The organism is Flavobacterium sediminilitoris (assembly GCF_023008245.1).
GTDB lineage: Bacteria > Bacteroidota > Bacteroidia > Flavobacteriales > Flavobacteriaceae > Flavobacterium > Flavobacterium sediminilitoris.
In genome coordinates this window covers 2,811,013-2,823,224 of the sequence record NZ_CP090145.1, presented here as the reverse complement: position 1 = coordinate 2,823,224, position 12,212 = coordinate 2,811,013, and the positions used below count along the sequence as shown (strand labels likewise).

At 26.7% G+C, this 12,212-nt stretch carries 15 protein-coding genes; 5 read left to right on the top strand and 10 right to left on the bottom strand.

Going from position 1 to position 12,212, the window contains the following annotated elements; translation table 11 throughout:
• Nucleotides 1-30: 30 nt before the first annotated feature.
• Nucleotides 31-1,230, top strand: a complete 1,200-nt coding sequence (locus tag LXD69_RS12885) for an LETM1-related biofilm-associated protein (RefSeq protein WP_045966907.1) — start codon at nt 31-33, stop codon at nt 1,228-1,230.
• Here LXD69_RS12885 and can read toward each other — a convergent pair.
• The 5 genes from can to LXD69_RS12860 form a co-directional block, all read right to left on the bottom strand.
• Nucleotides 1,227-1,862 (bottom strand): carbonate dehydratase, encoded by a 636-nt coding sequence (can, locus tag LXD69_RS12880; protein WP_045966905.1) that lies wholly within the window; start codon nt 1,860-1,862, stop codon nt 1,227-1,229. The two genes, LXD69_RS12885 and can, sit on opposite strands and share 4 nt — an antisense overlap.
• A 71-nt stretch (nt 1,863-1,933) precedes the next feature.
• Nucleotides 1,934-2,617 (bottom strand): carbonic anhydrase family protein, encoded by a 684-nt coding sequence (locus LXD69_RS12875; protein WP_045966903.1) that lies wholly within the window; start codon nt 2,615-2,617, stop codon nt 1,934-1,936.
• 4 nt (nt 2,618-2,621) lie between these two features.
• A complete protein-coding gene (locus tag LXD69_RS12870) occupies nt 2,622-4,199 on the bottom strand; it encodes a SulP family inorganic anion transporter (protein ID WP_045966901.1) in 1,578 nt (525 codons plus the stop codon).
• Nucleotides 4,200-4,260: 61 nt separating this feature from the next.
• Nucleotides 4,261-4,551, bottom strand: coding sequence for a hypothetical protein (locus LXD69_RS12865; RefSeq protein WP_045966894.1), 291 nt, complete (start codon nt 4,549-4,551; stop codon nt 4,261-4,263).
• Between the two features lie 100 nt (nt 4,552-4,651).
• Nucleotides 4,652-5,131 (bottom strand): Dps family protein, encoded by a 480-nt coding sequence (locus tag LXD69_RS12860; protein ID WP_045966892.1) that lies wholly within the window; start codon nt 5,129-5,131, stop codon nt 4,652-4,654.
• Between the two features lie 108 nt (nt 5,132-5,239).
• Between LXD69_RS12860 and LXD69_RS12855 the strand changes: the two genes are divergently transcribed.
• Nucleotides 5,240-6,181, top strand: a complete 942-nt coding sequence (locus tag LXD69_RS12855) for a LysR substrate-binding domain-containing protein (RefSeq protein ID WP_246915707.1) — start codon at nt 5,240-5,242, stop codon at nt 6,179-6,181.
• 25 nt (nt 6,182-6,206) lie between these two features.
• Here the strand turns inward: LXD69_RS12855 and LXD69_RS12850 are convergent, their stop codons facing one another.
• From LXD69_RS12850 to LXD69_RS12835, 4 genes are all read right to left on the bottom strand, one after another.
• Nucleotides 6,207-6,404, bottom strand: a complete 198-nt coding sequence (locus LXD69_RS12850) for a hypothetical protein (RefSeq protein WP_045966889.1) — start codon at nt 6,402-6,404, stop codon at nt 6,207-6,209.
• 238 nt (nt 6,405-6,642) lie between these two features.
• Nucleotides 6,643-7,302, bottom strand: a complete 660-nt coding sequence (mnmD, locus tag LXD69_RS12845; RefSeq protein WP_246915706.1) for a tRNA (5-methylaminomethyl-2-thiouridine)(34)-methyltransferase MnmD — start codon at nt 7,300-7,302, stop codon at nt 6,643-6,645.
• A gap of 58 nt (nt 7,303-7,360) precedes the next feature.
• A complete protein-coding gene (locus LXD69_RS12840; protein ID WP_246915705.1) occupies nt 7,361-7,804 on the bottom strand; it encodes a hypothetical protein in 444 nt (147 codons plus the stop codon).
• Nucleotides 7,804-8,307 carry a DUF4920 domain-containing protein gene (locus LXD69_RS12835; RefSeq protein WP_045966883.1) on the bottom strand — a complete coding sequence of 168 codons (504 nt, stop codon included), beginning with the start codon at nt 8,305-8,307 and terminating at the stop codon, nt 7,804-7,806. Before LXD69_RS12835 ends, LXD69_RS12840 begins: the two co-directional genes overlap by 1 nt.
• 200 nt (nt 8,308-8,507) lie before the next feature.
• Here LXD69_RS12835 and LXD69_RS12830 point away from each other — a divergent pair, with 200 nt between their 5' ends.
• The gene (locus LXD69_RS12830; protein ID WP_246915704.1) at nt 8,508-9,575 is read left to right on the top strand and encodes a branched-chain amino acid aminotransferase; all 1,068 of its coding nucleotides are present in this window, start codon (nt 8,508-8,510) and stop codon (nt 9,573-9,575) included.
• 72 nt (nt 9,576-9,647) lie between these two features.
• Here LXD69_RS12830 and LXD69_RS12825 read toward each other — a convergent pair whose 3' ends face one another.
• Nucleotides 9,648-10,031 (bottom strand): pyrophosphohydrolase domain-containing protein, encoded by a 384-nt coding sequence (locus LXD69_RS12825; protein WP_045967454.1) that lies wholly within the window; start codon nt 10,029-10,031, stop codon nt 9,648-9,650.
• A gap of 301 nt (nt 10,032-10,332) precedes the next feature.
• Between LXD69_RS12825 and LXD69_RS12815 the strand changes: the two genes are divergently transcribed.
• Nucleotides 10,333-11,409 (top strand): SRPBCC family protein, encoded by a 1,077-nt coding sequence (locus LXD69_RS12815; protein WP_246915703.1) that lies wholly within the window; start codon nt 10,333-10,335, stop codon nt 11,407-11,409.
• Entirely contained in the window at nt 11,410-12,192 is a 783-nt protein-coding gene (locus LXD69_RS12810) for a hypothetical protein (protein ID WP_246915702.1), read from the top strand.
• The last annotated feature ends 20 nt before the right edge of the window (nt 12,193-12,212 follow it).

The following is a 12,212-nucleotide window of genomic DNA, read 5'->3' as shown; positions in this document are numbered from 1 at the left end:
TTTTTAACTTTGCTCAAACATTTTAATCAAATGATAAACCCTTCAATTAATGGTTGGATAGATAAATTTTTCATTTTAAATGAGAAACTTAAAAATGAAAAAATAGAAAATTCAAATGACTTATATTTTAAGTTAAGAAAAACAGGTATAATATATGGTCATACGGTTTCTTCAGATACTTTTGACGAATTTTTAGACATTAATTTATCAAATGATGAACTTACTAAAATTGTTTTCTTAGAAGCATTATTTGGTATCTTTTCTATTAAAAAAAACTCTACTTCTAAAGAAGATTTTTTAAAATTAATTAATACTTTTTATAAAGCAACACAAAAAAATAATTATCTATTTTTAAAAAAGCTTTTTCCTAATGAAGAAAATAGTAGCTTACATCTTGAATCTATAATTTCTAATAGAATTCAAACTAATCAGAATGTTATTGCAAAAAGTTTTTCCCATATTGTTACTAATGCATTACTTTTTTTAGATGTTATTGCTTTTCATAATTTTATTGATAATGAAGACTTTTCTAAAAAGTATTTTGAAGTTTTTGAAAAGAAAATTTTTCAAATGGTTTGCATTGCACTAAGTGTGAAAAAAGAAAAAACAAGTGCAGACGAATTATTAATTAAGCTTTTTGAAAATTCATTACGTTATTCAAAAGTTAATCAAATAGATTTAATAAATAAAAATGATTTTGATTTTGATTTCTTAAAATATGATTTTGAAAAATTATATTTTTTTGATTTAGTATTAATGGCTCTTTGGAGTGATAAAAAATTAGACAAGGATGAAATCTTTTTTATCAATGAAATTGCTACTAAAATAGATATTTCTGATGTTTTAATTAATGATAGTTTAATTGATATTCATACATTTATTACAAATCATAAAAAAAGTATTTCATATTTCAATGATTCAAATCCGATTAAGCATTTTTATAATCAGACGAACTCAACAGTTATAAAACTGATCACTCGAAATAAAAAAAGATTAACGAAAGAAATTGGCGAGAGTAAAGAATTGATGCTTCTTTTGGCAAAATCAACATCGAAAGATTTAAGTGATGACGAAAAGAAAAAAGTAAAAAAACAGTTATTAGATATTTGTAAAACAATACCTTCATTAACTATTTTTCTACTTCCTGGTGGTGGCATTTTACTGCCTATTTTGGTAAAATATATTCCTCAATTATTACCTTCTGCTTTTAATGAAAATTTAGAGGATTAGAATTTCAACTGGTAAACATTATCTAAATCTTTATCTGAGCTAAAGTTTAAGCCTAAATCTGTTACATATCCAGAGTTCAATCCGTAAACCCAACCGTGAATTGTTAAATTTTGGTTTTTATTCCAAGCGGCTTGAACAATTGATGTTTTCGCTAAATCATAAACTTGCTCTTTTACGTTTAGTTCTACAAATCGATTAAAACGAGTATTCTCATCTGCGATACCATCCAATTCTGCTTGATTCAAACGGTAAACATCTTTTATATGACGAATCCAGTTGTCTATAATACCAATTGAACTATTTCCCATAGCAGCTTTAACTCCTCCGCAACCATAGTGACCGCAAACAATTACATGTTTTACTTTTAAAGCGTTAACGGCATAATCCAGTACGCTCAACATATTCATGTCGGAATGAACAACCATATTTGCAATATTTCTATGTACAAAAACTTCTCCTGCTTCTGCTCCTATTATTTCATTTGCTGGAACTCTACTATCTGAACAGCCAATCCATAATAATGGTGGATTTTGACCTTCTGCTAAATTATTGAAAAATTCTGGGTCAATTTTTAACTTATCTTCGACCCATTTTTTATTATTTTCTATTATTTTTTTATAAAAATCACTCATAAATATAGGTTCATAGGTATTTATCAAATATAATGATAAAAAAGTATCATTATATTTGATAAATGATTAAATTAATATCTTAAATCATCAAGTGAAAATTGTGGATTTAGATCATCTTTAATATACATTACTTCATCATAAAAAGTTACTACTCCTGTTTCTATATTATGCATAGCACCTACTATACCAATAGATCCATTTTCTACCATTTTTTCTAAAACGTAACTTCTTTCAATTATATTTTTAACATTTCTCTTCACATTTATTTCAGAAACATTTTCTACAAATTGAGAGTTTGATGCATTTCTATTTTCCTTTGTATGACTTTCTTGATAAACGGCTGGCTGTATTTTTGATAATAGTTCTGTTAAATTCCCCATTTCTACATGATCACACGCTCCTTTAACAGCTCCACATTTTGTATGTCCTAAAACAACAATTAATTTTGAACCTGCAATTTTACAAGCAAATTCCATACTTCCAAGTATGTCTGTGTTTACAATATTTCCAGCAATTCTTACTGAAAATATATCTCCTAATCCTTGGTCAAAAATTAACTCTGCTGAAGTTCTACTATCAATACAACTTAAAATTGTAGCAAAAGGCCATTGTCCATCGCTAGTATCATTTACTTGTTCTAATAAATTACGATGTGCTTTTAAATTATTTATGAATCTATGATTTCCTTCTTTTAAAATTTCTAATGCTTTTCTAGGAGTAATTTGAGATTGTAATTCTTTATTTAATGTTTTCATATTCTTAGGAAGATTTTTTGTTTAATTTAAAAAATTCTATAAAACTTTCAGGATTATCAATAATTCCTCTTTCAGATTTTAAATGAATAAATATATTTTTATTTCTAGCTTGAATTATAAAGTCTTCAAGTATTTCAACTACATCATAATCTAAATATTTAGTTTTTGTAATATCTAATTCTAATGTAGAATTGTCAGGAAGATCAAATAATTCTTTTTTAATAGATGCTTTGTTTAAAAATGATATTTCTTCTGCAAAAGTCATTTCAATTACATTAGATCCTTGAATCTCTTTTTTATGAAGAAATACTGAGTTTTGATAATTTTTAATTAAAACTACAATAAATCCTATCGCTAAACCAGCAAAAATTCCGTATAACAAATTAGTAAAAACAATAACAACAACTGTTATAATGAACGGTAAAAATTGGGTCCATCCTAAAGAGAACATTTTTTTAAATAATGATGGTTTTGCTAGTTTAAATCCAACAATGATTAGAATAGCTGCTAATACTGATTTTGGAATATGATTTAAAAGCATCGGAATTGATAAAACTGATACTAATAATAGTATTCCATGTAGAATTGTTGACATTTTTGTCTTAGCATTTGACTGAACATTTGCAGAACTTCTAACAACAACTTGTGTTATAGGTAATCCACCTATTAATCCTGAAGCAATATTTCCAATACCTTGAGCAAATAATTCTCTATTAGTTGGTGTTATATTCTTTTCTGGATCTAATTTATCAGATGCTTCAACACTTAATAAGGTTTCTAAACTGGCAACTAATGCTAATGTGAATGCAATTACTAAAACTTCTGTTGAGAAAATTTGACTAAAATCAGGGAAGCTAATAAAATCTACAAAATCTGTAACTTTATCTGGAATAGGGACTTGTACTAAATGCTTTCCTTCAATTAAGAAATCTTTAGTAGTACTAAAAATAACTTGAATAACCGTTCCAACAAAAACCGCAATTAAAGATCCTTGTATTACTTTAAAAAAGGCATGTTTTTTAGACAAAATATTATCCCAAAACAAGATAATAAATAATCCTAAAAATCCAATAATCATTGATCCTAAAGTAATATTATCAACTATATGAAGAATCGCAGAAAAAGTATTTTCACCTGACTTTGAAAAGAAGCTATCTGCTCCTTCTGCTTCTAAATCATAACCAAAAAAGTGAGGGATTTGTTTTAAAATGATAATAATACCAATTCCTGTAAGCATTCCTTTAATAACACTATCTGGAAAATAGTAGCCAATTACACCCATTTTTATAATTCCAAATATAATTTGAATAATTCCAGCTAAAACAACTGCGGATAAAAACAATTCAAAACTACCTAAAGATGAAATAGCACTTGCTACAATTGCAGCTAAACCTGCTGCTGGTCCACTTACACCAATTCTTGACTTACTTATAAGTCCTACAATTATACCTCCAATAATTCCTGAAATTAAACCAGATAATGGTGGTGCATCACTAGCTAAGGCAATTCCTAAACACAACGGAAGAGCCACAAAGAAAACAACAATACTCGACGGAATATCGTTTTTTAAATATTTAAACATATACGGATTTTAAAATTAAAATAAATTTGGCTTCAAAAAAAATCTGAAACATACTAGAAATTTATCTTAATTCTGGAGGGGGAAGAAAAATATTTGGAGCTATTGAATTAACTTTTCGATCACTAAGTATAGAAAATTTAATTCTTTGATATCCTTCAAAGTCAATTTTTAATGGAATTGAAAAAATAGAAGGTATAAATTTAATTTCATTAAACGTGCTATGACTTTCTTCTTCTTCTCCTAAATTATAGAAATATGAAAGATTAACATCACTATCTAAAGCAGTCACAATTGTAGGTGTTGCTAAAAATATGATGAAAAGTCCTAATACTATTTTAACTATAAATTTCACAGGTGCAAAGGTAATAAGTTGATTTTTATTTTTTCTTAAAATAAACCAAAAAAAACGTCATAAAAATTTATGACGTTTTAAAATTATAATCTTTTTCTGTTTATATAGAATCTTCCATCCATGCATTTAACATCCATATTGTTTTTTCTTGTTCTGCTATAAAATCACTCATCATGGAATTTGTACCTTCATCGTTCATATCACCAGATAAATTTAAAATGGCTCTTTCTATTGCTAATAATTCGGCTAATGAATCTATAACTAACTGAACTGCAATTTCATCTTTAGAGATATTTTTTCCTACTTGAATTTTACTATTAGAAATATAATCTGAAAAAGTATGCAATGGAGTTCCTCCTAATGTTAATACTCTCTCTGCAATTAAATCAATTTTAAGCTGCGAATCGTTATAAAATTCTTCAAATTTTACATGTAAATCAAAAAAACGCTTTCCTCTAATATTCCAGTGTAATCCTCTTAAATTTTGATAATAAACTTGAAAATTTGACAATAATAAATTTAATTCGTTTATTAATACTTCTGAATCTTTAACTGATAAACCTAAAATATTTGTTTTCATAATCTTAATTTGATTTTTTATTTATTTATTCAAATTTACAAGAAATAAATCGAATTAAATATAAATCAAATTGATAGTTTTTATATTTTTATCGAAAATATTGATAGAATGACTATAACTCAATTATATTATGTTTTAGCCGTAGCTGAACATAAGAATTTTACTCTTGCAGCAGAGAAATGTTTTGTAACGCAGCCAACATTAAGTATGCAAATTCAAAAATTAGAAGATGAATTAGACATTTTAATTTTTGATAGAAGCAAGAAGCCTATATTATTAACTGAAATTGGCGAAAAGATCGTAAAACAAGCCAAAAACATTGTAAATGAAGCTGGAAGAATCAAAGATATTGTTGACCAACAGAAAGGCTATATCGGTGGTGAATTCAAAGTTGGTATAATTCCGACAATAATGCCTACTTTACTTCCTATGTTTTTAAATAATTTTATTTCAAAATACCCAAAAGTAAATCTTGTTATTGAAGAAAACACTACTGAAGATATAATAAAAAAGTTGAAAAATGGTCATCTAGATTGTGCTATTGCTGCAACACCTCTTGAAGAAGATAATATAAAAGAGATTGTATTATACTATGAACCGTTTGTTGCTTATGTTCCTGACAATCATTCTGTGCTTGAAAAAGCGGAAATAGAGATTAGTGATTTAGATATGGATAACATTTTATTATTACAAGATGGACATTGTTTTAGAAATGGAATTTTAAATCTTTGTAAAAACAATAAATTTTTTAATGATAATCATTTTCAATTGGAGAGCGGTAGTTTTGAAACATTAATAAAATTAGCTGATGAAGGTTTAGGAACTACTCTACTTCCGTATTTACATACTTTAGATTTAAATGAAAAAAACAAGTTAAAACTTAAACATTTTTCAAATCCAAAACCAGCGCGAGAAGTTAGTTTAATTTATCCTAAAAATGAATTAAAAATTCATATTATCAATGCTCTACGAGATACAATATCTGGTGTTGTAAGAGGGGCAATAGCATTTCATGATGTAGAAATAATTAGTCCTAAATCAAAAAAATAAAAGGAGCATTTGCTCCTTTTGTTTTTTATTGATTAATATAAATTAAACATTGTCTTAATTCTGGCTTTTCTTCTGTGAATTTCAATAGCCAGTTTCTTAGTTGGTCAACTTCATAAGGCAGTAAAACTTTTATTGCTTTTTCAACTTCTTTACAAAAAAGCAATGGGTCAAAACTTACTCTTTCGAGTATAGATTTTGAATAAGAATACATAGATCTAGGCATACTAATTAATAATATTATGATTATACTAGTGATAAGAACATATTGTAAAAATAGTCATTTTTTACGACTATTGCCATCTTAAAATGTGAAAATAATGCTAAATTTATTATTAGAAAACAATAGAAACTAAGCCTTAAATAATACATAAATTATTAATTCTCTATATTAACAATGTATTATTAAATAGTAAAAATCTTTTCGCGCCTATAATTATGATTAGAACTAACTTTTATAAAAATTATTTTTTTGCTCGAAGCATTTCTCTTTTTCCAGGAGCACCAGGTAGCTTTTCAATAGTAAACCCAACAGAAAGCATTGCGTTTTTAATAGAACTTCTACAAGCATAAGTTACCAAAACACCTCCTTTTTTTAATGCCTTATACATTTTATCAAAGATTTCCTCACTCCAAAGTTCTGGTTGTACTCTAAATCCAAATGCATCAAAATAAATTAAGTCAAAAGTATCTACGTCATCAATTTTATCAAAAAATTGCTTTCTTTTCTTTAATAGAAAGTTTTTTGTAATCAAATTTTCCTTTTCCCATTCTGTTTCGTGAAGCTTTATAAATAATTCTTGTTTCTCTTCGACCTTTAGTTCTTTTGAATAATTTAAAGACTTTATTTCTTCATTTAGAACAGGATAAGCCTCTACTCCAACATAATTTATAATTTGTTTTCTTTTTTCTGCTTCAAGCAATGTAATAAATGCATTTAAACCTGTACCAAATCCTATTTCTAATATTGAAATATTGCTTTCTTTAAATAAATCTAATCCATTTTTGATAAAAACATGTTCTGCTTCTTGAATTGCTCCAAATTTTGAATGATATGTTTCATTCCAATCTGGTAAGTGAATTGTTGTAGAACCATCTTTTGTTATTATAATTTCTCTTTTCACAATTTTAACAGTTTATTAAAATTAAAAAAGTTTAAGAATGAACTTAAACTTTATGCTTTTACTTAATGTATAGTTTTTTTATTCTTGGAATTGGACCACCACATTTTACTTGATGACATTGAATACAAGCGTCAATTCCTGTATTAAAATGCTCTTTTGCTTTTTCTGGTTCTTTATATATTAATTCCTGAGCTTCAATAAACTTTTTGGCTTGCTCATTAAAGAACAAATCTTTATCTGTTTCATCTGTTAAAACAGCATTGTGAATTTTCTTAAAATGTTGTGGAAACTCACCTATAGTATCTCCTTTGATAATTCTATCTTTTAATCTTTGATTATCAACATACATTTGTTCCATCAATGCTGCCATTTCTGACATTTCATACATTTCAAAACCATCTTCATTCACTTTTGCGTTTGAAGTAGTAGTACATGATTCTGATGTGTTTTCCTTATTATTACATGATAAAAAAAACAAAAATGAAAGTAAAAAAACTCTCATTATTTAACAATTAAAACACCATCAGCCATAAATGAATATCTCACTTTTGGTTCAGTAATGCTGTCTATTGCTTCTTGAGATTTCCCTGCATCTTTTGCATAATGTTTTAAATCATCAACACTCTCTACACTAACAAAAGCCTTTCCATTTACTATTGCTTCTTTTTCTTGAGCATTTTTTGGAACGAAGAATGCATAATCTTTAAATTTTACAAAAGTACTATTATCATCTGCTAAGTTTAATTTCATCCAACATCCTTTCTTTTGACAAACTTCTTCTATTTTTGAAGAGAATTTAACATCAATTGTATCTCCTTCTTTTAATGTTTTGAATTTTTCAAGCATTTCTTCTTTAGAAATTGCTCCATCCGCAGCAATAGAATCTCCAAATGTTGCATAACTAATCTGATTCTCTACAATTTCTTTTGCTGTATTAATATCTTTCTTGTCTTGGCAACTTATAATTAAAAAAGCGAAAGCGATAAAACATACTATTTTTTTCATGAATATTTTTTATTTAATTGATTAGACACAAAAATAAATAAATTGTTTAAAAAAGCTCTGTTTTTGTTAATAATATGAATTTTATTTTTTTAACTATCTCTAAAAAAGAGTGCATTTTTTTACTAAATTTGCAACGAAAATTTAACAAAAGGCTTTTCTACTAATATATTTTAAAAAAACAAGACACATAACAATTTATAATGGATATTAAAACTTTAGAAAATATAGATATTAATTTAGCTTCTATATCAAAAATAAACGAAGTAGATTTTGAGAATTTAACTTTTGGAAACACATTTACAGACCACATGTTGATTTGTGATTATGAAAATGGTGTATGGCAAAAACCAGTAATTCAACCTTATGCTCCTTTTACAATTGATCCATCTGCAAAAGTTTTTCACTATGGACAAGCTATTTTTGAAGGAATGAAAGCATATAAAGATGAACGTGATGATGTTTGGCTTTTCCGTCCAGATCAAAATTTTGAGCGTTTTAATAAAAGTGCAACAAGGATGGCTATGCCTGAAGTTCCTGAAGATGTATTCATGGGAGGATTAAAACGTTTACTTGAGATTGAAAAAAACTGGGTTAAAAAAGGAAATGGAAATTCGCTATACATAAGACCATTTATGATAGCAACTGGGAAAGGTGTTGTTGCTGCTCCTGCCGTTTTCTATAGATTCATGATTATATTATCTCCAGCAAAATCTTACTATTCTGGAGAAGTTAAAGTATTAATTGCAGAACACTTTAGTAGAGCTGCAAATGGAGGAATAGGTGCTGCAAAAGCTGCTGGAAATTATTCGGCACAATTTTACCCTACTAAATTAGCCAATGAAAAAGGATATCAACAGATCATTTGGACTGACGATGCTACTCATACTAAACTTGAAGAAGCGGGTACAATGAATGTTTTCTTTAGAATTAATGATACTTTATATACTGCTCCTACTAGTGAAAGAATTCTTGATGGAATAACCCGTAAAAGTATTATTGAACTAGCAAAAAGAGAAAATATCAACGTGGATGTTCGACCTGTTTTAGTTGATGAATTAATTGATGCTGCTAAAAATGGAACTTTAAAAGAAATATTTGGAGCAGGAACAGCCGCTGTGATTAATCCAATTGTTGGGTTTTCGTATAAAGAAGACTATTTTGAATTGCCAAAAATAGAAAAATCATTTGCACTTGATTTAAAAGAGAAACTAACTAATATTCAATATAAAGTAGCAGAAGATACTTTTGGATGGACTGTTAAGATTTAAACTTTACAAGATTAAATATACAAAAAGCGATTTTCAACCTGAAAATCGCTTTTTGTATATAACTTCGAATAGTTATTTTAATATCACTTCAAAATTAGGTTTAAAGTAATTAGGTCCTTTCATTACTTTTCCATCTTCTCTATAAATAGGTTTTCCATCTTCGCCTAATTTACTCATATTGCTTCTTTGAATTTCATCAAATACTTCTTCAATTTTATGTTGTAATCCATGTTCTAATATTGTTCCACATAAAATATATAGCATATCTCCAAGCGCATCTGCTATTTCAATAATATCATTATTTTCTACAGCTTCTAAATATTCTTCATTTTCTTCTTTCATTAGCTCAAAACGGAGCTTATTTTTTTGTTCTCCTAAATCTGCTTTTATTTCGTTACTCACTCCTAGTCCGTAAGTTGTATGAAATAATTTTACGGCTTCTAATTGTTTTTTCATAATTTGTAATTTTATAGTTGCAAATTTATTTAATTGCTTATTTGATTTCTTACTTTTGTAAAAAAATATAATCATGTTTTCATCAGGTCAACTCTATTTTGCCGTTTTTTTTGTTATTGTTTTTATTTTTACTATGATATATGTCTATAGAAAAGATTTGAAACAATTACAACAACAGTACAAAGGAACATATTGGATATTATTTGGTTTTTTATTATTTATTGGTTTATTATTTATCATCAAAGTCTATTTGAAAGAATAATTTTTATATATTTGAGAAACACATCCTATCGCCAAAAAAATGAGAATTGCTAAATATCTTTTATTACTTTTACTGTTACTATCAATAGCTTTTGTAGTGTTTGTTGCAACACAACCAAATGAATTTGATATTAGTAAAGAAAAAACTATTAAAAGCCCTAAATCTAAGGTTTTTAATTTTATTAATGATTTTGAAAACTGGGGAAATTGGCATCCTGAATTGATAAATAAGCAAGGTATTAAATCTTCATTTTCAAAATTAACCTCTGGTGAAGGTGCTTTTATAGATTGGGATGGTAATCGTATTTCAACTTCAAAGGTATTTGAACAAGATTCTATATATCAAATTGAAAAAATTGACGATCAAAACTATACGACTTACTGGACTTTTACAGAAGAAAACGATCAAACAAAGATAACTTGGGGAATTAAAGGGCATTTAACTTTTAAGGAGAAAATGAAAGCTTTACTAACGGGTAGTAATGAAACTAAATTTTCATCGTTATTGACTTCTGGTTTAGAGAATATAAATAATTATTTGGTTAATGAATTTTCTACTTTTAATGTTATTGTAAACGGAATTATTACGAGAGAAGCGAGTAGTTATATACAACAGAAGGATTCTTGTAAAATATCTGATTTTCAAGTAAAAGCTGCAACGCTGTTGAAAAACATAAACTTGTTTGTAAAACAAAATGAGATTACAACAACTGGTGATTCTTATATTCAGTTTAAAACATGGGATGAAACGAATGATTATGTAGTCTATACTGCTTGTGTACCTATTCAAGAGGAAATTTTAACGACTCCTTTAAGTGATATAAGAGGTGGTTATTATGAATCTTTTATTGCTTTAAAAACGACTTTGAAAGGCGATTATAATCACAGAAAAGAGGCTCTAAAAAAGGCTTTAGAGTTTATTGCAGAAAATAATTATATTGAGGAAAAAAAAGGAGAACATATTGAAATTTATAAAGTAAATAATAGCACTACAACTGATAAGATAAAACCTTCTCAATTTATTACTGAAATTCTTATTCCAGTAATAAAAAAGAATGTAACTCCTGTTGTTGTTAAACAAAATGTAGAAATACCTGTTGATAGTATATCAAAATAGATGAATAATAATACAAAGTATTTTAGGTTCTTTTTTTTGTTATCTATACTATGTTTATTACTTAATGATTTCTTTCTAAAAGAAATTTTTCATAATCAAATAACAGGTAAATTATCCGATTTTTCAGGTTTATTCGCTTTTCCTTATTTTATAAGTTTACTGTTTCCTAAAAATGTAAAATTAAATTATATTTTTTCTGGAGTTTTATTTATTATTTGGAAATCTGATTTTATTGAACCTTTACTTGTTTTTATACAAAATATTGGAATTGGTGTTAATAGAACTGTTGATTATTATGATTTATTTGCATTAATAATTCTGCCTATTTCCTATTTATATTGGAACTCTAAAAGTATAACAATTGTTCCTCTAAGCTATATTTTTAAACCAATACTTATTTTAGTTTGTTGCTTCTCTTTTATTGCTACTTCTCTTCCTGAAAATTATGAAGTTTTAAATTTAAAATCTAACCTTGAAGTAAAACTTAAAGCCAATAAAGATGAAATTATTTCACAGATGGAATTAACTTCTACTCATTCAAATAAATTTCACTCCATTGTTTCAATAAAAAAATATAACTCTGAAATTAGTTATTTAGTAACTTTAGAAGAAAATGGAAATAAAATGTTTACTATTCAACTTGATAGTGTATTAAATTTTAAAACTAATGGAAATCTATTTTTTGGTGTTGACAAAGATAATATTGATTTCATGAAGAATTTGACTCTAAAAGATTATGAAAAATTATTTATTGAGTCTAAAAATCATTGCGCTATATTCTGATAAATAAACTTCTAATTTAT